Source organism: Micromonospora sp. RP3T, assembly GCF_003027925.1.
Lineage (GTDB): Bacteria > Actinomycetota > Actinomycetes > Mycobacteriales > Micromonosporaceae > Micromonospora.
Map to the genome: position 1 here is coordinate 166,761 of NZ_PYPS01000006.1, position 20,764 is coordinate 187,524.

Below are 20,764 nucleotides of genomic sequence, written 5' to 3' on the forward strand. Positions count from 1 at the left end.
GCGAAACATTCCAGAAACTTTGAACGATCTAATCCTGCCGCATCGGCATTGGATCGTTCAAGGCGGCGAGAGGGATTTCGTGGGAGAAAAGGTAACCATCGCGACCGTGGCCCGGCATGCCCAGGTCAGCCGGCAGACCGTCTCCAACGTGCTCAACGCCCCGCACATCGTCCGCGAGGACACCCGCCGCCGGGTGCGGGAGGCCATCGCCGCGCTCGGCTATCGGGCCAACCAGGCCGCCCGCCAGATGCGGACCGGGCGGTCCCGGCTCATCGCCGTCCGCATCGAGCCCACCCGGGACGGCATCAACGGCTCCGTGCTCGACCGCTTCCTGCACGGCCTCACCGAGACCGCCGACGCCACCGGCTACCGGGTCATGCTCTACACCGCCCGCCACGACGACGACGAGATCTCCACCTACGACGACCTGCTCGGCGCGTACGACCTGGACGCGTTCGTGCTCACCGGCACCAAGCACCGCGACCCGCGTACCGCATGGCTGGCTGAGCGGGAGGTGCCGTTCGTGACGTTCGGCCGGCCCTGGGACACGCCGGAGGCGCACCCCTGGGTCGACGTGGACGGCGCCGCCGGCACCGCCCAGGCCACCCGACACCTGCTCGCCGCCGGCCACCGTCGGATCGCGTTCCTCGGCTGGCCCGCCGGTTCCGGCGTCGGCGACGACAGGCGCGCCGGCTGGCGTACCACGATGGCGGAGGTCGGCCTCGACGGCGCCGCACCGGACCGCGCCACCGAGGACGGCATCGCCGAGGGGGAGCGCGAGGCCCGCGCGCTGCTCGCCCTCGACGCGCCGCCGACGGCGTTGGTCTGCGCCAGCGACTCGCTGGCCCTCGGCGCGTGGCAGGCCGCCCGCGACGCCGGGACCGACGTGGCGGTCGTCGGCTTCGACGACACCCCGGTGGCCGCCGCGGTCGGGCTGAGCAGCGTCAGCCAGCCGCTCGGCGAGGCCGCCGCCCGCTGCGTCGAGCTGCTCACCGGGCTGCTCGACGGGCAACAACGCGACCCCCAACTGCTGCTCGACCCCTCGCTGGTGCTCCGGCACTCGGCGTGATCCCATCCCCCACCAGGAGAAACAGATGACACCACGGATGCTCACCCGGGCCGCGGTGGCCGGCGTCGCCGCCGTCGCCCTGCTCGGCTCCGCCGCCTGCGGCAGCGGCTTCGACGACTCGGCCACCGACACCAAGCAGTCCAGCGGCCCGGCCAGCCTGCAGATCCTGATCGGCTCCTCCGGCGACGCCGAGACCAAGGCCGTGAAGGACGCCGCCGCCGCGTGGGCCGGCTCCTCCGGCAACTCCGCCACCGTCACCCCGGCGCAGGACCTCACGCAGCAGCTCGGCCAGGCGCTGGCCGGCGGCACCCCGCCGGACGTCTTCTACGTCGACGCGGCCCGCTTCGCCGACTTCGCCAGCGTCGGCGCGCTGGAGCCGTACGGGGACAAGGTCGCCAACTCCGACGACTTCTACGAGAGCCTGCGCACCGCGTTCACCTACGACGGCAAGCTCTACTGCGCGCCGAAGGACTTCTCCACCCTGGCCCTCCAGATCAACACCGACCTGTGGGCCAAGGCCGGCCTGACCGACGCCGACGTGCCGACCACCTGGGACCAGCTCACCGCCGTCAGCCAGAAGATCAAGGCCAAGGGCCAGGTGGCGCTCGCGCTCGGCGACACCCGGGACCGCATCGGCGCGTTCATGGTGCAGAACGGCGGCTGGCTGATGAGCAAGGACGGCAAGCAGCCGACCGCGGACACCCCGGAGAACCTCCAGGCCCTGCAGTACGTCAAGTCGTTGCTCACCAACGGATACGCGAAGTTCCCGAAGCAGCTCGACTCCGGCTGGTCCGGCGAGGCGTTCGGCAAGGGCAAGGCCGTGATGACCATCGAGGGCAACTGGATCAAGGGTGCCCTGCAGAACGACTTCCCGAACGTGAAGTACAAGGTGGTGCCGCTGCCGGCCGGCCCGAAGGGCCAGGGCACGCTCTCCTTCACCCAGTGCTGGGGCATCGCGGCCAAGTCGAAGTACAAGGAGCAGGCGATCAAGTTCGTCGAGGCGATGACCGCCGGCGAGCAGCAGATCGGCTTCGCCAAGGCGTTCGGCGTGATGCCGTCCCGCCAGTCGGTCCGCGACCAGTACACCGGCGCGTTCCCGGCGGACAAGCCGTTCATCGACGGCGTCGAGTACGCCCAGGGCCCGGTGAACGCGCCGAAGATGGACAGCGTGCTGCGGGACCTGGAGGCCGGCCTCCAGGGCCTGACCACCGGTGACCCGAAGACGATCCTGGCGAACTTCGACAAGAACGCCAAGGCGGCGCTCGGCGGCTGAGGTGTGAGGAGGGGCCCCCTGTTAACAGACGGGTGTTAACAAGGGGCCCCTCCTTCCACCTCCACCGAGCGAAGGAGGAGGGAATGGCAACGGACACGCTCGCCGCGCCGGGCACCGCGTCGGCCGGCCCGCCGCGTCGCCGTACGGGCGGCATCCGCAGTAACGAGAACCTCGCCGGCTGGCTCTTCGTCGCGCCGGTGATCGTGATCCTCGGGCTCTTCCTGCTGCTGCCGATCCTGATGGCGCTCTGGGTGAGCCTCACCGACTGGAACGGCCAGGGCAGCCCGTTCACCGGCGACGTGCCGTTCGTCGGTGGCGACAACTACAGCCGGCTGTTCACCGACGACGGGCTCGCCCGCCGCGACTTCATGACCGCCATCCGCAACAACATCTACTACGTGGCGCTCGTGGTGCCGGTGCAGACCGCGCTCGCGCTCGGTCTCGCCCTGGTGGTCAACAACCGGCTGCTGAAGGGGAAGGGCTTCTTCCGCAGCGCGTTCTACTTCCCGTCCGTGACCAGCTCGGTCGCGGTCAGCGTGGTCTTCCTGTTCCTGTTCGCCAACTCCGGCGCGGTCAACCGGCTGCTCGGTCTGCTCGGCGTCGACGGGCCGGAGTGGTTCGCCGACGGTCGCGGCGTGCTGCACCTGGTCCTCGGCGCGTTCGGGTTGGACGCCCCGCCGGCCGCGCTCACCTCCGGCGGCCCGTTCGGGCTGAGCTGGTGGGAGTGGCTCTCCGGGCCCAGCGTGGCCATGATGTCGATCATCTGCCTGGTCATCTGGACCACCTCGGGCACGTTCATGCTGATGTACCTGGCCGCGTTGCAGAACGTCCCGGTGGCGCTGGACGAGGCCGGCATGCTCGACGGGGCGTCCCGCTGGCAGCGCTTCCGGTACGTCACGCTGCCGCTGCTCAAGCCCACCACGTTCCTCGTGGTCACGCTGGGACTGATCGGCTCCTGGCAGGTCTTCGACCAGGTGTACGTGATGAGCCAGGGTGACCCGGCCAAGACCACGCTCACCCCGGCGTACCTGTCGTACCGGACCGCGTTCCGCGACTTCGACTACGGCTCCGGCGCGGCCATCTCGTTCGTGCTGTTCCTGATCATCATTCTGCTCACCCTGTTCCAGCGCCGGCTGATGGCCGACCGGGACGGCAACCGGCGCGGCCGGTGGTGGCGGCGACGCGTACCGGAGGGGTCCTGACATGGCCGTGCTGACCGACCGGCCGGCGCCGGTCGCGCGCCGTCGCGACCGCGAGCCGCGCGCCCGGGCCAACCGCTTCCTCGGGTACGCCGTCCTGATCTTCTTCGGACTGGTCTTCCTCTACCCGTTCGTGATCCAGCTCGGCAACTCCTTCAAGACCGAGCCGGACGCGGCGGCCAACCCGCTGTCGCCGATCCCGGACCCGCTCACGCTGGCCGGCTTCGAACGGATCTTCTCCGGCACCAACTTCCCGCTCTGGCTCGGCAACTCGCTGCTGGTCACCGTGCTGGTCACGCTCGGCCGGGTGTTCTTCGACTCGCTCGCCGGCTACGCGCTGGCCCGGCTGCGCTTCCGGGGCCGGGCCGGGCTGTTCGCCGCCGTCATCGCGGTGATGGCGGTGCCGGGCGTGGTGCTGCTGATCCCGAAGTTCCTGGTACTCAAGCAGATCGGTCTGTACGACAGTTACGCCGGCCTGATCGTGCCGCTGCTCGCCGACGCGGCCGGCGTGTTCATCATGAAACAGTTCTTCGAGTCGATCCCGGTCAGCGTGGAGGAGGCGGCCCGGATCGACGGCGCCGGTGTCTTCCGCACGTTCTGGTCGGTGGTGCTGCCGATGGCCCGACCGGCGCTGATCACGCTGACCATCCTGTCGTTCCAGGGCTCCTGGAACGAGTTCCCGCACAGCCTCGTCTCGGTGCAGGACCCGGGCCTGTTCACGCTGCCCCGAGGGCTGGCCGACCTGGTCGGCGGCTCGCTCGGCAAGGGCAACCAGTATCCGCTGAAGCTCGGCGCGGCGCTGCTGGCCACCATCCCGGTGGCGGTGCTCTTCGTGATCTTCCAGCGGTACTTCGTACGCGGCGCCAACGAGGGCGCGGACAAGGGCTGACCGGTGGCCGGCGGTCCCGCCCCGTGCCGGGACCGCCGGTGCCACCCGTGGAGGGCAGACCGGCGGCCGGCCGGAAACTCATCGCTGCGCCGGCGCCGCTTCCTCCGGGACGGCCACGTGCAGCCGGAGTTGGGGCACCAGCATGTCGTCCACGTCCAGCGCCCGGGTCGCGCCGTCCGGCTCCCAGCCGGTCGAGCCGAGGAACGCGCGGGTCGCCGCGTCCGCGTCGAACGCCCACGCCACCGCTCGGGTGAGCCCGTCCGCGCGCCAGTGCTCGACGGCGGCGGCGAGCAGCCGGCTGCCGTGCCCGCGCCGCCCCCACCGCGGCTCGACCAGCAGGTCGGTCACCGCGGCCACGCCCCCGTCGAACGCGTCGGCCGGCTCGCCCGGGGCGAGCGCCTCGGCGTCGGCCGGACCGGAGGCGGCGAACCCCACCAGATACGATTGCGCGGCCTGTTCGACGGCGACCAGCACCCGGTGCGCGCCCGAGGGCGGCTCCTGCACCGCCGCGCCCCACCGCCGGGCGAGGTACGCCTCGTCCAGGTTGTCGAGCACGTGCCGGGGCAGGATCCGGCGGTACGCGACCCGCCAGGTCGCGAGCTGGATGCGTGCGATCTCGGCGACGTCCTCGGGACGCGCGGGGCGGACGTAGCCTGCAGCCATGGCACGTGAGCCTACGCAGGGCGAGGAGGAGGACGGTGGCGCAGGGTGCCGGGCGGACGACCGCGCAGGTCGTGGCCGTGGTGGCGCTCGCCGCGGCGGTCACCGTGTTCCTCTCCGTGGCGGCGGTGCGGCACGGCTTCTTCGACCTGAAGGTCTACTACGGCGCGCTCACCTACTGGGTGCGTGACGGCGGCGAGATCTACGACTTCCTCAAGGCCGGCACCCAGTACGGCTTCACCTACCCGCCGTTCGCGGCGCTCGTCATGCTGCCGATGGCGTACCTGCCGTGGGGCGCGGCGATCGTGGTGAGCGTGGCGGCGACGGTGGTGGTCAGCGCCGTGGTGATCTGGTGGCTGCTGGACCCGGTGGCCCGTCGGGCCGGCTGGACCCGCTGGTTCACGCTCGCGGTCGCGCTCTGCCTGGCCGCCGCGTACGAGCCGATGCGCGAGACGGTCAATTTCGGTCAGGTCAACATGCTGCTGCTGTTCCTGGTGGCGGTGGACCTGCTCCGGTTGCTGCCGGTCGGCAGCCGCTGGGCCGGCGTGGGCATCGGCCTGGCCACCGCGATCAAGCTGACCCCCGGCATCTTCATCGTCTACCTGCTGGTCACCGGTCGCTGGCGGGCCGCCGCGACGGCGGTCGGGGCGGCCGCCGTCGCCACGCTCGTCGCCGCCGGCCTCTTCCCGGACGCGTCCCGCGAGTTCTGGACCGAGGCGCTGTGGAACACCGACCGGGTCGGCGAGCTGGCGTTCGTCTCCAACCAGTCGCTGCGCGGCGTGGTCGCCCGGCTCGACCCGGAACATCCGAGCACCGTGGCCTGGCTGCTGTTGGTCCTGGCCACGCTGGCGGTCTGGGGCTGGCGCTGCCGGGCCGCGGTGTCCGCCGGCGACGAGGCCACCGGCCTGGCCCTGACCGGTGCGGTGATGTGCCTGGTCAGCCCCGTGACCTGGGTGCACCACCTGGTCTGGCTGCTGCCGGGGCTGATCCTGCTGGTCGACAACGGCATGGCGGCGCCCGCCCGCAGCCGGCGGCGCCGTCTGCTGCTGGCCGCCGCGCTGATCGGGTACGCGCTGCTGTGCAGCCGGATCGTCTGGTCCTGGGAGAAGGACTTCACCGGCGTGGACGGCTTCCTCGGCAGCAACACCTACGTGTGGATCAGCCTGGCCCTGCTGCTCGGCCTGCCGATCCGCCGCTGGGCGGTCCCGGCCGGCGGCGGCGGGCCGGCGGGCGGCGCCGGGCCGGCCGGGTCAGCGGTCGAGCCGGGCGGTGTACCGCAGCTCGCGGAGCAGGACCGGATCGCGCCCACCGTGCAGCGGCACCGGGTAGGCGGACTCCTCGCCGTCCGGTGAGTGCCCGGCCCGCTCGTAGAAGCGGCGGGCCCGGGCGTTGTCGGCGAGCACCCAGAGTCGGTACTCGGTCCAGCCCCGCCCGGCCAGCCCGGCCCGGGCGGCGGCGAGCAGCGCCGCGCCGGTGCCCGAACCCCAGCGCGCCGGCTCCAGATAGAGGGCCAGCAACTCGCCGCACGCCGGGTCGAGGTCGCCGCGGTCCTGGTTGTTCCGGTACGGCCCGAACGTGGTGAAGCCGGTGACCTCCCCGTCGGCCTCGGCGACCAGCGTGGTGAACGGGTGCTCCGGGTCGGCGGTGCCGAGGTCGCGGCGGCGCTGCGCCCAGGCGGCCGGGTTCAGCCGGCGCAGCACCTCGGCCGGCATGATGCCGGCGTACCCGGCCTGCCAGCCGTGGACGTGCACCCGGGCGATCGCCTCGGCGTCGTCCGGCTCCTCCGGTCGGATGGTGGGCACCCGTCCAGTTGTATGCCCCGGCGGTCGACCGGTCCAGCCGCCGCTCCGTCCGCGTCGTACCGGTGGATTAGGGTCGCCGACGATGGCCGCACCGGAATCGCTCTCGCTCGCCCAGGCCCGTCGGGTCGCGCTGGCCGCCCAGGGCTTCGCCGACCCGACGCCCACCGGCGTGCCCACCCGCCGGCACCTGCGCCGGGTGCTCGACCGGGTCGGGCTGATCCAGATGGATTCGGTGAACGTCCTGCAACGCGCGCACTACCTGCCGCTCTACAGCCGGCTCGGGCCCTACCCGACCGCCCTGCTCGACACCGCCGCCTACCGCCGCCCCCGCGAGCTGTTCGAATACTGGGCGCACGAGGCGTCGCTGGTCCCGGTGGGGCTGCAACCGGCGCTGCGCTGGCGGATGGCCAAGGCGCGCGACGAGGCGTGGGGCGGGATGCGCCGGATCGCCCAGGAGCAGCCCGAGCTGGTGGCGTGGGTGCGCGACGAGGTGGCCGCCCGGGGGCCGCTCACCGCCGCCGAGGTCGAGCACGACGCGCCCCGGGAGACCGGCAACTGGGGGTGGAACTGGTCGACCGTGAAGCGGGCACTGGAGTTCCTGTTCTGGGCCGGTGAGGTCACCGCGGCCGACCGCACGAACTCGTTCGCCCGCCGCTACGACCTGCCCGAGCGGGTGCTGCCGGCGACCGTGCTCGACGCGCCCACCCCGACCGTCGCCGAGGCGCACCGCGCCCTGGTGGCGCTCGCGGCCCGGTCGCTGGGCGTCGCCGCCGAGCCGGAGCTGCGGGACTACTTCCGCCTGCCGGTGGCCGGGGCCCGGCAGGCGATCGCCGAGCTGGTCGAGGCGGGTGAGCTGACCCCGGTCACCGTCCAGGGGTGGCGGCAGCCGGCCTTCCTGCACGCCGCCGCCCGGCTGCCCCGCTGGGTGCGGGGCAACACGCTGGTCAGCCCGTTCGACCCGCTGGTCTGGGAGCGGGCCCGCACGGAGCGGCTCTTCGGCTTCACCTACCGCATCGAGATCTACGTGCCGGCGCCCCAGCGGGTGTACGGCTACTACGTACTGCCGTTCCGGCAGGGCGAGCGGTTCACCGCCCGGGTCGACCTGAAGGCCGACCGGAAGGCGGGCGTCCTGCTGGTGCCGGCGGCCTGGCTGGAGCCGGGCGCCGACCCGGGGGAGACGGCCGTGGCGCTCGCCGCCGAGCTGTACCGGCTGGCCGGCTGGCTCGGCCTGGACGCGGTCGCCCCGCCGGCCGCCGGTGACCTGGCCGCGCCGTTGGCCGCCGCGCTGGTGGGCGTGGCCGGTGTACGGTGACCTCGTGACGAGCGTCGACCGGCCCGCTACCGCACCGCACCCGGACGCGGAGGCACCCGCACACGCCGAACCGCACGGGCACGCCGAGCCTTACGGCCACGCCGGGCCCTCCGGTCCTGCCGAGCCTTACGGCCATCCCGGGCCGGTGGCGTGGCCGGCCGGGGTGGTCTACCAGCCCGTCGAGCCGGACCGGTTCACCCGCCTGGTGCTGCGCCTGCACGCCCGCGCCCCGCGTTGGGCGGTGCCGCTGGCCGCGCTGGCCTGCGTCGGCCTCGGCATGACGTACGCGTTGATCAGCGACCCCACCCGGAGTGACCCGGACGCCCGGCCGACCTGCCTGCTCAAGCTCACCACCGGGCTGGACTGCCCGGGCTGCGGCGGCACCCGCGCGCTCTGGTACGTGCTGCACGGCGACCTGCCGGCCGCCGCCCGGCACCACTTCCTCTTCGTCTTCGCGCTGCCGTTCCTGGCCTGGCTCTTCGTCGCCTGGGCCGGCAACCGGGCGTTCGGCTGGCGACTGCCCGAGCCGCAGTTCAGCCCGAAGGTGCTCGGCGGTTTCCTGGCCGCCTGGGCGGTCTTCTCGGTGGTCCGCAACCTGCCCTGGGCGCCGTTCCCCTCGCTCTACGTCTGACCGCCTGCTGGCGGAGCCGCCACAGGGCAAGGGCTGGTCGGCCGCGTGCCCGATTTCCACGCCGGACGACGGGCAACTACAGTCCTCGGCATGCCGGAGATGGTGCAGCCCCAGGTCAAGCTGATCGCGTGGACCCAGTTCCAGGCGCCGGACGAGGTGCCGTGGTCGACCGACGCCGACGGCGGGCAGGCGCTCGCCGAGTTCGCCGGCCGGGCCTGCTACCAGAGCTGGAAGAAGCCGAACCCGGTCACCGCGACGAACGCCGGCTACCTGGCGCACATCCTGGAGGTGGGTCACCTGTCCGTGCTGGAGCACGGCTCGGTGAGCTTCTACTTCAGCGGCGTCTCCCGGTCGTTCACGCACGAGCTGATCCGGCACCGGCACTTCTCCTACTCGCAGCTCTCCCAGCGCTACGTGCCCGAGCGGGACGCCGCCATGGTCGAGCCGGCGGTGATCGCCGAGGACCCGGAGCTGCACAAGAAGTTCGTCGAGGCGTCCGAGGCGGCGGTGCGCGCGTACACCGATCTGCTGGAGGGGCTGGAGGCCCGCTTCACCGACGAGCCCAACCCGACGCTGCGCCGCAAGCAGGCCCGGCAGGCGGCCCGGGCCGTGCTGCCGAACGCGACCGAGACCCGGATCGTGGTGACCGGCAACTACCGGGCGTGGCGGCACTTCGTGAAGATGCGCGCCACCGAGCACGCCGACGTGGAGATCCGCGAGCTGGCGATCGAGTGCCTGCGGCAGCTCCAGGGCGTCGCGCCGAACGTCTTCGCCGACTTCGTGATCACCACGCTGCCGGACGGCACCGAGGTGGCGGCGTCGCCGCACGCGGAGTGAGCGGAGTGAGTCGTCTCCCTTCGCCGCCGGGGCACCGGTGGTCGTCCGCTAGGTTGTGAACATGACGCACGACCACTCCGCCGCCCCGGACCGCGGCGCGTCGCGCCCGTTCGGGCGGGTGATCACGGCCATGGTGACGCCGTTCACGCCCGACGGCGCGCTCGACCTCGACGGCGCCGCCCGGCTCGCCGGGCACCTCGTCGACGAGCAGGGCAACGACGCGCTGGTGCTCAACGGCACCACCGGTGAGTCGCCGACCACCACCGACGCGGAGAAGGAGACGCTGATCCGCGCCGTGGTCGAGGCGGTCGGCGACCGGGCCCGGATCGTCGCCGGGGTGGGCACCAACGACACCCGGCACACCGTCGAGCTGGCCGCGCAGGCCGAGAAGGCCGGCGCGCACGGCCTGCTCGTGGTCACGCCGTACTACAACAAGCCGCCGCAGGCCGGGCTGCTGCACCACTTCTCCACCGTCGCGGACGCCACCGGGCTGCCGGTGATGCTCTACGACATCCCGCACCGCTCCGGCGTCGCGATCGCCACCGACACGTTGGTCAGGCTCGCCGAGCACGGGCGGATCGTCGCGGTCAAGGACGCCAAGGGCGACCTGATCGCGACCTCGGAGGTGCTGGCCCGCAGCGACCTCGCGTTCTACAGCGGTGAGGACGCGTTGACCCTGCCCGCCCTGGCGGTCGGCGCGGTCGGCGTGGTCGGCACGTCCACGCACTTCACCGGCGCGGCGACGAAGCAGATGATCGAGGCGTTCGAGGCGGGCGACCACGCCGGCGCGCTCGCCCTGCACCGGCGGCTGCTGCCGCTCTACACAGGTATCTTCCGCACCCAGGGCACGATCCTGGTCAAGGCCGGCCTCACGGCCCAGGGCCTGCCGGCCGGCCCGGTGCGACCGCCGCTGGTGGAGGCCACCGGCGACGAACTGGCCCAGCTGCGCGCCGACTGCGCCGCGGCGGGCCTGCCCCTGCCCGCATGATTCAACGACACGACGGACGCCGCTCGCGGCGTCGCAGAATGAGGTGACGCGTGACCGAGGCGCACATCGAGGGTGAGCTGCCCCCGCCGCTGCCGGAAGGCGGCCTGCGGATCATCCCGCTCGGCGGACTCGGCGCCATCGGCCGGAACATGACCGTCTTCGAGTACGACGGCAAGCTGCTGATCGTCGACTGCGGGGTGCTCTTCCCCGACGTCGAGCAGCCGGGCGTGGATCTGATCCTGCCCGACTTCGGTCCGATCCTGGACCGGCTGGCCGACGTGCAGGCGATCGTGCTCACCCACGGCCACGAGGACCACATCGGCGCGGTGCCGTACCTGCTCGCCCACAAGCCGGACATCCCGCTGGTCGGCTCCCAGTTCACGCTGGCGCTGGTCGAGGCGAAGTTGGCCGAGCGGCGGATCCAGCCCTACACGCTGACCGTGCGGGAGGGCGGCCGGGAGCGGCTGGGCCCGTTCGAGTGCGAGTTCTTCGCGGTGAACCACTCGATCCCGGACGCGCTGGCGGTGGCCATCCGCACCCCGGCCGGCCTGGTGCTGCACACCGGCGACTTCAAGATGGACCAGCTCCCGCTGGACGGGCGGATCACCGACCTGGCCGGCTTCGCCCGGCTCGGCGCCGAGGGCGTCGACCTGCTGCTCTCCGACTCGACAAACGCGGAGATCCCCGGCTTCGTCACGCCGGAGCGGGAGATCGGGCCGGTGCTCGACTCGATCTTCGCGAAGGCCAAGGGGCGGATCATCGTCGCCTCGTTCGCCTCGCACGTGCACCGGGTGCAGCAGGTCTTCGACTCGGCGGCCGAGCACGGCCGCAAGGTGGCGCTGATCGGCCGGTCCATGGTCCGCAACATGGGCATCGCCCGGGACCTGGGCCTGCTCAACATCCCGGCCGGTCTGGTGGTCAACATCGAGGAGGCCACCAATCTGCCGCCCGAGCAGATCGTGCTGATGTCCACCGGCTCGCAGGGCGAGCCGATGAGCGCGCTGGGCCGGATGGCCAGCGGCGACCACCGGCACATCACCATCGCGCCGGGCGACACCGTGGTGCTGGCCTCGTCGCTGGTGCCCGGCAACGAGACCTCGGTCTACCGGGTGATCAACCGGCTGGCCCGGGCCGGTGCCGTGGTGGTGCACAAGGACGTGGCGAAGGTGCACGTCTCCGGGCACGCCCCGGCCGGCGAGCTGCTCTACCTGCTCAACGTGGTGCGGCCGAGCAACCTGATGCCCGTGCACGGTGAGTGGCGGCACCTGCGCGCGCACGCCCGGCTCGGCATCGAGTCCGGCGTCGCGCCGGACCGGGTGGTGCTCTGCGAGGACGGCGACGTGGTCGACCTGGTCGAGGGCCGGGCCAGCCTGGTCGGGCGCGTGAGGAGCCGCTACGTCTACGTCGACGGCCTCGCCGTGGGCGACGTCAGCGAGTCGTTGCTGACCGAGCGCCGGATCCTCGGCGACGGCGGCTTCATCGCCACCACCGTGGTGGTCGACTCGGTCACCGGCAAGGTGGTCGCCGGGCCGACCGTCTCGGCGAAGGGCTTCTCCGAGGACCCGGCCGCGTTCAACCCGGTGATCCCGCTGGTCACCGACGCGCTGAACCGGGCCGCCGCGGACGGCATCACCGACCCGCACCAGCTGCAGCAGATCGTCCGCCGGACGGTGGGCCGCTGGGTCAACGACGCGTACCGGCGACGCCCGATGATCGTCCCGACCGTGGTCGAGGTCTGACCGGACGGTTCCACGCGCCGGTCCACCGTCCGCGGTGGGCCGGCGCGGTCGCGTTCCGGGTACGCCCCGACACGCTGCGTCGAAACCGGGTGCCGGTCCTCAACCGATCGGCGTCCGTCTCCGTACCCCCGGTCGGTCGGCGTGCCCCCGCGCCGGCCGGGAGGAGCGTGGCGGATGGACCGCAGACGGATGACAGCCATCGGCGTACTGGTGGCGGCGGCCGGCCTGACGGCGGCGGTGACGCTGCCGTCGTTCGCCGGTGAGGAACCCCGGCGGGCGGCCCCGGCCGCCGACGGCGTCGCCCCGGAGGTCCTGGACGCGCTGGGCCGCGACCTCTCGCTCACCCGTGACCAGGCGGTCCGCCGGCTGAAGACGGAACGCTGGGCGGCCGGCACGGTCAGCAGGCTGCGCACCGAACTCGGCGCCGGCTACGGCGGGAGCTGGCTCGGCGACGACGGCGCCACGCTCAACGTGGCGGTGACCGACGCGGCCGGGGCGGCGCGGGTCACCGCGGCCGGCGCGGTGCCGAAGCGGGTGCAGCGGGGCGTCGCCGAGCTGGACGCGGTGAAGACCCGACTGGACGCGGCCGGCGCGGACGCCAGCCCGGACATCGCCGGCTGGTACGTCGACGTGGCCAGCAACTCCGTGGTGGTGGTCGCCCGGCCCGGCGCGGAGTCCGCCGGCCGCCGGTTCGCCGCCGCCGGCGGGACGGCCGGCCCGGTCCGGGTGCGGACCGCCGACGAGGCCCCGCGCCCGCTGTTCGACGTGCGCGGCGGCGACGCGTTCCTCATCAACGACGCCGGCCGCTGTTCGGTCGGCTTCTCCGTGGTCGGCGGCTTCGTCACCGCCGGGCACTGCGGCCGACCGGGCGACCGCACCACCGGCAGCAACCGGGTCGCCCAGGGAACGTTCGCGGCCTCGTCGTTCCCCGGTGACGACTGGGCCGTGGTCGAGACCAACGGCGACTGGACGCCGCAGGGCGTGGTGAACGACTTCAACGGCGGCACGGTGCCGGTGAACGGCTCCACCGAGGCCCCGGTCGGCGCGTCGATCTGCCGGTCCGGCTCCACCACCGGCACCCGCTGCGGTGTGGTGCAGGCCAAGAACGCCACCGTCAACTATCCGGAGGGGACGGTCACCGGACTGACCCGGACCGACGTCTGCGCCGAGCCGGGCGACTCCGGCGGCGCGTGGCTCTCCGGTGACCAGGCGCAGGGGGTCACCTCCGGTGGCTCCGGCGACTGCACCAGGGGCGGCGTGACGTTCTTCCAACCGGTCAACGAGATCCTCCAGCGCAACAACCTGACGCTGGTCACCGCCGGCGGCCAGCCGGCGCCCGCGGAGCCACCGGCCGGTGGTGACCAGACCGCCCCGCCGGCCGCCACGCCGCCCGCCGAGCCGCCGGCCGGCGACACCGGGTGCACCGGCCAGGTGAGCCGTACCGGCCGGATCGCCGCCGGGCGCGCGCAGGTGCAGCCGGACGGCCGCTTCTTCCGGGTGGCCGGCGGCGCGCAGGAGGCCTGCGTCGTCGCGCCGGACGGCACCCGGGTGGTGCTGGAGCTGCAACGCTTCACCGGCGGCGCGTTCCGCACCGTGGCCCGCGTGGCCACCGCCGACGGCGCGGCCACGCTGACCGCCGACACCCCGGCCGGCGCCTACCGCTACCGGGTCGTCGGGCTGTCCGGCGCCGGCGAGTACACGGTGGCGTTCTCCGCCCGCTGACCGCCGCCCCGAGACCGCGGCCCCCGACTTCCACCGCCCGGTGGTCGGGGGCCGCGCCGCGTCGGCGTGCGGCGTGGCGCGGGCCGTGTGCGGCTCAGCCCAGGGCGGCGACCGCGTCGGCGTACGCGGTGCCGGTGCGGACGGCGGCGGCCACCAGCACGGCCAGTTGGGTCGGGGCGACACCGCAGGACAGGTCGGTGGTGACGCCGGCGGCCAGCACCAGCGTCCCGTCGCCGGGCTCGTGCACGTAGGCGGCGGGCAGCAGGCGGTCGTGGTTCCAGGCGTTGCAGAACGCGTACGCCTCGGCGCGTCGGTCGGCCGGCAGCGTGCGCGCCGCGACCACCCGGGCGTGCAGCACCTCGCCGAGCACGCGGAACTGGATCGTCGCCTCGCCCCACCGGCCGACGAGCGTGCCGTCCGGCTCCACCGTGACCGCCTCGCGGCGCGCCGCCAGCGCGGCGGTGAGCAGCGCGGCGTCCAGCGGGGCCGGCTCCTCCGGGCCGGGCAGCCCCGGGTCGGCCGGGTCGGCCTCCGGCTCCTCGTCGAACTCGCTCTCCGCCGCCAGCGACACCGGCCCGGCGAGCGGCCGTTCGGCCAGCCAGGAGGCGATCCGGCCGGACTGGTGCCCGGTGCCGTTGCGGGCGTCGAAGCTGCCGGCCAGCGCGGTGGCCAACGCCTGGAGTTGCGCGCCGAGCGTGGCCACGTCCACCTCGGCCGCCGGGCGGGAGCCGTGCCCGGGACGGTGGATCCGCCGCCCGCCGAGACCGGCCTCCGTGGCCAGCCCGCAGAGCAGCGCGCCGGCCGCCGCGAACTCCATCGCGGACAGGTCGTCGGCCGGCCGGTCCAGCCGGGGCAACTGCTCGGTCAGCAGCTCCAGGCCACGGTGCGGGTACCCGCCCAGCGCGCAGAACCGCAGGTGCGTGGCGAGCAGCGGAAACGCGGCCCGCTCCCGACGGTGTCGGCGGTACGCGCGGACGTGCGCCCGCGCCGCCCGCTCCACCGCGCCGGTACGCAGCCACGGCAGCAGCCCCGCCGTGAGTGACCGTTCGGGCTGGTCGGTGCAGTTCGGCTCGCCGTCCGCCGGATCGTGGTAGCCGTGCTGTTCCGGTGCCGCCAGGGCCGCCAGGGCCGCCTCCGGCTCACCCCAGCCGGTCAGCAGCTCGGCCCGCCGGGCCGGGGCGCAACCCGGGCAGCCGCCCACCGGGTCGGCCGCGTCCCCGGCCGTCCACCGCTGGTACGCGCGCCGCGCGGCCGGTTCGTCGCCGAGGTGGTCGGCGAGCCGGCAGCGCAGCTCGGCGACCGGCGTGGCGTCCGGGCCCAGCTCGTCGGCGAGCGTGTCGGTGAGCGACCGGATCTGGTCCAGCCCGACGCGGGGCGTGCCGAGCGCCGCCTCCACCGCCTGCCGGTGGTGCCGGCGCAGCCGGACCAGCTCGTCCGGGTGGGCGTCGAGCAGCCCCGGATGCCGGGCCAGCGTGGCCCGCAGGCGGCGGACCGGCTCCACGGTCCGCCACCGCTCGCCCCGGTGCAGGTACGCCTCGACCAGCGCGAACCGCGCCGACAGGGCGGTACGCGGGTCGTCGGCGGCGTCGGCGCGGGCCGCGATCCGGTCCAGCTCGGCGCAGCGTCCCTCGTCGTCCGGCCGGTCCCGGGCGTCGGCGAGCGCGGCGGCCAGCGCCCGGTCGCGGGCCGTGGTCACCGGAGCGTCCCGTCGGGCAGGTCGGCGACGGCGGCGGCGAGCTGGCAGCCGGTGGTGACACCGCAGTCGATCAGCCGGTCGAGCTGGTGCGGGGTGACGCCGCGCTCCAGGTCGGTGGTGACCTCGCCGCAGACCTGGGCGACCCCGTCGTCGTCGACGTGCACGTACGCCTTGGGCCAGAGCCGGTCGTGGTTCCACGTGTTGCAGAACGCGTGCAGTTCGGGCGCCCGCTCGATGCCGAACCGGTGCGCGGCGACGGTGCGTACCTGGAGCAGCTCGCCGGCCGCGCCCCGGCGGTGGAACCAGATCAGGCTGCGTTCCCAGCGGCCGACGAGCGCGCCGTCGGGGTCCTCGGCCACCGCGTACCCCCGGTGGGCCAGCACGGCGGCGATCAGCTCGCCGGTCAGTGGCCGCAGTGCCTGCGGGTGTCCGGTCAGGGGACCGTCCGGACCGTCCTCGATCTCCGGCGACGCCATCGGGCATCCCTTCTGAGGCGAATAACACAAACGACGGCCCGGCCCGCGCTGCGACACGCGCACCCGACCCGGAAAAGCGGCGTTCCGCCGGTCACCGCCGTTACCGTGACTCTATGGCGGGCCGTACCTCTCAGGCGAGCCGGCGGCGCGGCGCGTCGCCGCGCGGAACCACCAACAACCGTGCCCGTCAACCGGCGAAGAAGGCGGCGCGCAAGCCGGTCCGGCGGCGGCCGACCCGCGGGCCGAGCCCGGCCGCGTTCGTCGGCGGCGCGGTCAACGCACTGTGGATGGGGCTGGCGCACTCGGTCGGCTGGGCGTTCCGGGCCGCCGGTCGACAGGCCGCGTCCACCCGGGAGCTGGACCCGGAGCACCGCCGCGACGGCGCCGGACTGCTCCTCTTCGGGCTGGCCATCCTCGCCGCGGTGGGCATCTGGGGCGGCGGCGCGGGGCCGGTCGGCCGGCATCTGGCCGACACCGTGCGCCTCTTCTTCGGCGCGATCTCCATCGTGCTGCCGGTGCTGTTGATGATCGGCGCGTGGCGGCTGATGCGTACGCCGGTGGACCCGGAGCATCGCGGTCGCGGCCTGGTCGGCTGGGGTTCGATGCTGCTGGCCACCGCCGCGATGCTGCACATCGGGCAGAACCCGGTCGACGAGGTGCAGCGCGACTACGCCGGCGGCCTGATCGGCGCCGGCCTGGGTGACCTGCTGAAGTCGGCGGTGACCGCCTGGGTGGCCATGCCGTTGCTGCTCCTGCTGCTGGTGTTCGGCCTGCTGGTGGTGACCGCGACGCCGATCAACCGGATTCCGGAGCGGCTCGGGCTGCGCGCCGGCCTGATCCCGACCGACGACGGCGAGGTGGAGGAACCGGTCGAGGACGCCGCGCCGCCGAAGCCGGCGCGTAAGCGGCCGGCGAAGCGGCTCCCGCCGCCGCTGGACCCACCGGACCCGGACGACGAGCTGGCCGGCGTGGACCTCCAGGAAACCATCGTGCTGCCGCGCAAGCTGCCCAAGGTGCCGGCGAACCGCAAGCCGGCCGAGCCGCCGGAGCACTCGCCGCTGCCCACCCGCGCCGAGCAGCTCGCGCTCACCGGCCTGGCCGGCGACTACACGCTGCCGCCGGCCAACATGCTCGGCGCCGGCGCCGCGCCGAAGACCCGGAGCAAAGCCAACGACGAGGTGATCGCGGCGCTGACCGGCGTGTTCGACCAGTTCGGGGTGGACGCCGAGGTCACCGGCTTCACCCGGGGCCCGACCGTGACCCGCTACGAGGTCGAGCTGGGGCCGGGCGTCAAGGTCGAGCGGATCACCCAGCTCTCCCGCAACATCGCGTACGCGGTGAAGTCGCCGGACGTGCGGATCCTCAGCCCGATCCCGGGCAAGAGCGCGGTCGGCGTGGAGATCCCGAACACCGACCCGGAGAACGTGTCGCTCGGCGACGTGCTGCGGTCGCGCAACGCGACAAGCGACCACCACCCGATGGTGGTGGCGCTCGGCAAGGACATCGAGGGCGGCTACGTGGTGGCAAACCTCGCGAAGATGCCTCATATTCTGATCGCGGGTGCCACCGGCGCGGGCAAATCGAGTTGTCTTAATAGTCTGCTTGTGTCTATTTTGACCAGAGCCACGCCGGACGAGGTGCGGCTGCTGCTGATCGACCCGAAGCGCGTCGAGATGACCGGCTACGAGGGCATCCCGCACCTGGTCACGCCGATCGTCACCAACCCGAAGAAGGCGGCCGACTCGCTGGAGTGGGTCGTCCGCGAGATGGACATGCGCTACGACGACCTCGCCGCCAACGGGGTCCGGCACATCGACGACTTCAACCGCAAGGTGCGCAACGGCGAGATCAAGGCCCCGCCCGGCAGTGAGCGGGAGATGCGCCCCTACCCGTACCTGCTGGTGATCGTGGACGAGCTGGCCGACCTGATGATGGTCGCGCCGCGTGACGTGGAGGACTCGGTCGTCCGGATCACCCAGCTCGCCCGGGCCGCCGGCATCCACCTGGTGCTGGCCACCCAGCGCCCCTCGGTGGACGTGGTCACCGGTCTGATCAAGGCGAACGTGCCGTCCCGGTTGGCGTTCGCCACCTCGTCGCTCGCCGACTCCCGGGTGATCCTCGACCAGCCCGGCGCGGAGAAGCTGCTCGGCCGCGGTGACGGCCTGTTCCTGCCGATGGGCGCGTCGAAGCCGGTACGCATCCAGGGCGCCTGGGTGACCGAGCGCGAGATCGCCGACGTGGTCAAGTTCTGCAAGGACCAGCGCGAGCCGGAGTTCCGCAAGGATGTGCTCGCCCCGGCGCAGGACAGCAAGAAGAAGATCGACGAGGACATCGGCGACGACCTCGACCTGCTGGTGCAGGCCGTCGAGCTGGTGGTCACCTCGCAGTTCGGCTCGACCTCGATGCTCCAGCGCAAGCTGCGGGTCGGTTTCGCCAAGGCGGGCCGGCTGATGGACCTGATGGAGACCCGGGGCGTGGTCGGCCCGTCCGAGGGCTCCAAGGCGCGCGACGTGCTGGTCAAGCCGGACGAGCTGGAGGAGGTCCTGGTCGGCCTGCGCGGCGGCGGCGAGGAGTAGACCCGGTCACGACGAGGGCCCGCCGGAAGACGGCGGGCCCTCGTCGTGCTGGTGGTGGGATCAGGCGTTCAGGAGCGCGGCGGCGATGATGAAGCCGAGGACGGCGCCGGCGACGCTCGCGGCGGCGGCGTACCAGCCGAGGGGCTTGTCGCCGAGCACGGCGCCCACGATGCCGAGGATCACGCCGAGGACCCCGAAGATCAGCGGGGACAGGAAGAGCGCGAGCGCCGCGAAGACGAACGCGATGATGGTGCAGATCCGGGCGGCGTTGCTGCGCGGACGGGCGGTGGCGTGGACGTCGGCCATGGTGTCCTCCGTGAGTGATCTTCTCGATGAGCTGAGGGATCACCTACCCCGGCGCCGCCGTTGTCCAAACCGGATGACGCATCGGTCAGTGGAACACCTTGAGGCCGACCACGCCGGCGACCACCAGTAGCAGACAGGCGATCCGGGGCAGGTTGGCGGGCTCGCCGAGCGCGACCATGCCGACCAGCGCGGTGCCCACCGCGCCGATGCCGACCCACACCGCGTAGCCGGTGCCGACCGGGATGTCGCGCAGCGCGTACGCCAGGCCGGCCATGCTGCCGACGAGCGTGACGGCGAAGACGGCGGAGGGGACGGGGCGGGTGAAGCCGGCGCTGCGGTCCAGGGCGATCGCCCACGCGGTCTCCAGCAGTCCGGAGAGCACCAACACGATCCAGGCCATGACGGATCACCTCTGACGGGCGGGCCCGGCGGTCGGCCGGGCGGCGGTCGGTTCACGCGGGGCGTCGTGCCTGACCGGGTACGCCCACCACTCGTCCGGGGCGGCCCGGGGACCGCCACGGCCGACGCTAGCACCGGCGGGGCGGGTCGGCCGGCATGGTGACGAAGCCCACCATGACTGGAGTTGACGTCAACTTCAGGTTGCACGATGGGTCCATGACGGTGCTCTTCTCCGACGAGGACGTGGCGGCGGTCGTGGACGCCCCGCTCACCGTCGCCGCCATGCGGGACGCGTTGCTGGCCTCGTACGCCGGGCGGCTGATCGCCCCGCCCCGGGCGTCGGCGTCGCTCGGTGGCGGCCGGATGGTGCTCACCGCCGGCCACCTGACCGGTGAGTGGTACGGCTTCCGCTCGTACGACACGTTCGGGCACCCGGAGAGCGGGCAGCTCGTCGTGCTGCACGACGCGCGTACCGGGGCGGTCCGGGCCATCGCGGTCGGCGACGAGCTGGGCTCGCGGCGTACCGGGGGACTGGGTGGCGTGGCGGTGGACGCGCTGGCCCGACCGGACGCCGCCACGCTCGGCGTGGTGGGTTCCGGACGCCAGGCGTGGACCCAGGTCTGGGCCGCCGCGGCGGTCCGGCCGTTGCGTGAGGTGACCGTGCACAGCCGCTCGGCCGCCCGGCGGGAGGCGTTCGCCGCCCGGGTCCGGGCCGAGCTGGGCGTGCCGGCCCGGGCCGTCGGCTCGGCCGCCGCCGCGGTACGTGACCGCGATCTCGTGGTGCTGGCCACCACCAGCACCACCCCGGTGCTGGCCGCCGCCGACCTGGCCCCCGGCACGCACGTCAACACCGTGGGCTTCAAGCAGGTCGACCGGCACGAGTTCGGCACCGACCTGCTCGACGCCGCCGACCTGCTGGTCACCGACTCGCCGGGGCAGGCCGCCGCGTACGCCCCGCCGATGCTCGCCGCCGTCGAGCCGTACGCCGGGCGGCTGCGTGACCTGGGCGCGGTGCTGGCCGGCGCGACCCCCGGCCGGACCCGCGCGGAGCAGATCTCGGTCTTCTGCTCCACCGGTCTGGCCGGCACCGAGGTCTTCCTGCTGGACCGCCTGGCCCGCACCCTCGCGCCCGCGCGCCCGGCGCGGTGAGACGGGCGCCCTTCTCTACCGCAGGCGTTGAGAAGGGGCCC

At 73.6% G+C, this 20,764-nt stretch carries 19 protein-coding genes; 13 read left to right on the forward strand and 6 right to left on the reverse strand.

The window, feature by feature from the left end:
- The first annotated feature begins 106 nt into the window (after positions 1-106).
- The 4 genes from C8054_RS07715 to C8054_RS07730 all read left to right on the forward strand — a co-directional run bounded on the left by C8054_RS07715 (position 107) and on the right by C8054_RS07730 (position 4,430).
- Positions 107-1,069 carry a LacI family DNA-binding transcriptional regulator gene (locus C8054_RS07715; protein WP_233219529.1) on the forward strand — a complete coding sequence of 321 codons (963 nt, stop codon included), beginning with the start codon at positions 107-109 and terminating at the stop codon, positions 1,067-1,069.
- A 25-nt stretch (positions 1,070-1,094) separates the two neighbouring features.
- A complete protein-coding gene (locus C8054_RS07720) occupies positions 1,095-2,342 on the forward strand; it encodes an extracellular solute-binding protein (protein ID WP_107156037.1) in 1,248 nt (415 codons plus the stop codon).
- Between the two features lie 83 nt (positions 2,343-2,425).
- Positions 2,426-3,544 (forward strand): carbohydrate ABC transporter permease, encoded by a 1,119-nt coding sequence (locus tag C8054_RS07725; RefSeq protein ID WP_107156038.1) that lies wholly within the window; start codon positions 2,426-2,428, stop codon positions 3,542-3,544.
- Position 3,545: 1 nt separating this feature from the next.
- Positions 3,546-4,430: a carbohydrate ABC transporter permease gene (locus C8054_RS07730; protein ID WP_107156039.1), complete on the forward strand. Its 885-nt coding sequence runs from the start codon at positions 3,546-3,548 to the stop codon at positions 4,428-4,430.
- A gap of 78 nt (positions 4,431-4,508) precedes the next feature.
- Here the strand turns inward: C8054_RS07730 and C8054_RS07735 are convergent, their stop codons facing one another.
- Positions 4,509-5,093 carry a GNAT family N-acetyltransferase gene (locus tag C8054_RS07735; RefSeq protein ID WP_107156040.1) on the reverse strand — a complete coding sequence of 195 codons (585 nt, stop codon included), beginning with the start codon at positions 5,091-5,093 and terminating at the stop codon, positions 4,509-4,511.
- Between the two features lie 35 nt (positions 5,094-5,128).
- Here C8054_RS07735 and C8054_RS07740 point away from each other — a divergent pair, with 35 nt between their 5' ends.
- Positions 5,129-6,442 carry a glycosyltransferase family 87 protein gene (locus C8054_RS07740; RefSeq protein WP_107156041.1) on the forward strand — a complete coding sequence of 438 codons (1,314 nt, stop codon included), beginning with the start codon at positions 5,129-5,131 and terminating at the stop codon, positions 6,440-6,442.
- On the opposite strand, the gene C8054_RS07745 is transcribed toward C8054_RS07740, so the two are convergent.
- Positions 6,341-6,892 (reverse strand): GNAT family N-acetyltransferase, encoded by a 552-nt coding sequence (locus tag C8054_RS07745; RefSeq protein ID WP_107156042.1) that lies wholly within the window; start codon positions 6,890-6,892, stop codon positions 6,341-6,343. The genes C8054_RS07740 and C8054_RS07745 overlap by 102 nt on opposite strands.
- Positions 6,893-6,974: 82 nt before the next feature.
- On the opposite strand from C8054_RS07745, the gene C8054_RS07750 reads away from it, so the two are divergent.
- The 6 genes from C8054_RS07750 (at position 6,975) to C8054_RS07775 (ending at position 14,121) form a co-directional block, all read left to right on the forward strand.
- On the forward strand, positions 6,975-8,204 hold the full coding sequence (locus tag C8054_RS07750) for a winged helix-turn-helix domain-containing protein (RefSeq protein WP_107156043.1): 1,230 nt from the start codon (positions 6,975-6,977) through the stop codon (positions 8,202-8,204).
- Positions 8,194-8,835, forward strand: a complete 642-nt coding sequence (locus C8054_RS07755; protein ID WP_233219530.1) for a DUF2752 domain-containing protein — start codon at positions 8,194-8,196, stop codon at positions 8,833-8,835. Before C8054_RS07750 ends, C8054_RS07755 begins: the two co-directional genes overlap by 11 nt.
- A 99-nt stretch (positions 8,836-8,934) precedes the next feature.
- Complete coding sequence (gene thyX, locus C8054_RS07760; RefSeq protein WP_107156087.1) at positions 8,935-9,672, forward strand: FAD-dependent thymidylate synthase; 738 nt, start codon at positions 8,935-8,937, stop codon at positions 9,670-9,672.
- 61 nt (positions 9,673-9,733) lie between these two features.
- Complete coding sequence (dapA, locus tag C8054_RS07765; protein WP_107156088.1) at positions 9,734-10,660, forward strand: 4-hydroxy-tetrahydrodipicolinate synthase; 927 nt, start codon at positions 9,734-9,736, stop codon at positions 10,658-10,660.
- A gap of 50 nt (positions 10,661-10,710) precedes the next feature.
- Positions 10,711-12,399, forward strand: coding sequence for a ribonuclease J (locus C8054_RS07770; protein WP_107156044.1), 1,689 nt, complete (start codon positions 10,711-10,713; stop codon positions 12,397-12,399).
- Between the two features lie 174 nt (positions 12,400-12,573).
- Complete coding sequence (locus tag C8054_RS07775) at positions 12,574-14,121, forward strand: S1 family peptidase (RefSeq protein WP_107156045.1); 1,548 nt, start codon at positions 12,574-12,576, stop codon at positions 14,119-14,121.
- Between the two features lie 94 nt (positions 14,122-14,215).
- On the opposite strand, the gene C8054_RS07780 is transcribed toward C8054_RS07775, so the two are convergent.
- Together C8054_RS07780 and C8054_RS07785 are read right to left on the reverse strand one after the other, a co-directional pair.
- A complete protein-coding gene (locus C8054_RS07780) occupies positions 14,216-15,817 on the reverse strand; it encodes a YbjN domain-containing protein (RefSeq protein WP_107156046.1) in 1,602 nt (533 codons plus the stop codon).
- Positions 15,814-16,293 carry a YbjN domain-containing protein gene (locus C8054_RS07785; RefSeq protein ID WP_107156047.1) on the reverse strand — a complete coding sequence of 160 codons (480 nt, stop codon included), beginning with the start codon at positions 16,291-16,293 and terminating at the stop codon, positions 15,814-15,816. The genes C8054_RS07780 and C8054_RS07785 overlap by 4 nt, the downstream gene beginning before the upstream one ends.
- 113 nt (positions 16,294-16,406) lie before the next feature.
- Between C8054_RS07785 and C8054_RS07790 the strand changes: the two genes are divergently transcribed.
- A complete protein-coding gene (locus C8054_RS07790) occupies positions 16,407-18,869 on the forward strand; it encodes a DNA translocase FtsK (RefSeq protein WP_107156048.1) in 2,463 nt (820 codons plus the stop codon).
- A gap of 60 nt (positions 18,870-18,929) precedes the next feature.
- Here the strand turns inward: C8054_RS07790 and C8054_RS07795 are convergent, their stop codons facing one another.
- Together C8054_RS07795 and C8054_RS07800 are read right to left on the reverse strand one after the other, a co-directional pair.
- Positions 18,930-19,175: a hypothetical protein gene (locus tag C8054_RS07795; RefSeq protein ID WP_107156049.1), complete on the reverse strand. Its 246-nt coding sequence runs from the start codon at positions 19,173-19,175 to the stop codon at positions 18,930-18,932.
- A gap of 85 nt (positions 19,176-19,260) precedes the next feature.
- On the reverse strand, positions 19,261-19,575 hold the full coding sequence (locus tag C8054_RS07800; RefSeq protein WP_107156050.1) for a multidrug efflux SMR transporter: 315 nt from the start codon (positions 19,573-19,575) through the stop codon (positions 19,261-19,263).
- Positions 19,576-19,790: 215 nt separating this feature from the next.
- On the opposite strand from C8054_RS07800, the gene C8054_RS07805 reads away from it, so the two are divergent.
- Positions 19,791-20,723, forward strand: coding sequence for an ornithine cyclodeaminase family protein (locus C8054_RS07805; protein WP_107156051.1), 933 nt, complete (start codon positions 19,791-19,793; stop codon positions 20,721-20,723).
- Positions 20,724-20,764: the final 41 nt, after the last annotated feature.

Coding starts and splice junctions, on each gene's coding strand:
- C8054_RS07790 (WP_107156048.1), top strand. CDS start 16,407: ATGGCGGGCCGTACCTCTCAGGCGAGCCGGCGGCGCGGCGCGTCGCCG.
- thyX (WP_107156087.1), top strand. CDS start 8,935: ATGGTGCAGCCCCAGGTCAAGCTGATCGCGTGGACCCAGTTCCAGGCG.
- C8054_RS07735 (WP_107156040.1), bottom strand. CDS start 5,093: ATGGCTGCAGGCTACGTCCGCCCCGCGCGTCCCGAGGACGTCGCCGAG.
- C8054_RS07730 (WP_107156039.1), top strand. CDS start 3,546: ATGGCCGTGCTGACCGACCGGCCGGCGCCGGTCGCGCGCCGTCGCGAC.
- C8054_RS07800 (WP_107156050.1), bottom strand. CDS start 19,575: ATGGCCTGGATCGTGTTGGTGCTCTCCGGACTGCTGGAGACCGCGTGG.
- C8054_RS07750 (WP_107156043.1), top strand. CDS start 6,975: ATGGCCGCACCGGAATCGCTCTCGCTCGCCCAGGCCCGTCGGGTCGCG.
- C8054_RS07775 (WP_107156045.1), top strand. CDS start 12,574: ATGGACCGCAGACGGATGACAGCCATCGGCGTACTGGTGGCGGCGGCC.
- C8054_RS07785 (WP_107156047.1), bottom strand. CDS start 16,293: ATGGCGTCGCCGGAGATCGAGGACGGTCCGGACGGTCCCCTGACCGGA.
- C8054_RS07795 (WP_107156049.1), bottom strand. CDS start 19,175: ATGGCCGACGTCCACGCCACCGCCCGTCCGCGCAGCAACGCCGCCCGG.
- C8054_RS07725 (WP_107156038.1), top strand. CDS start 2,426: ATGGCAACGGACACGCTCGCCGCGCCGGGCACCGCGTCGGCCGGCCCG.
- dapA (WP_107156088.1), top strand. CDS start 9,734: ATGACGCACGACCACTCCGCCGCCCCGGACCGCGGCGCGTCGCGCCCG.
- C8054_RS07805 (WP_107156051.1), top strand. CDS start 19,791: ATGACGGTGCTCTTCTCCGACGAGGACGTGGCGGCGGTCGTGGACGCC.
- C8054_RS07720 (WP_107156037.1), top strand. CDS start 1,095: ATGACACCACGGATGCTCACCCGGGCCGCGGTGGCCGGCGTCGCCGCC.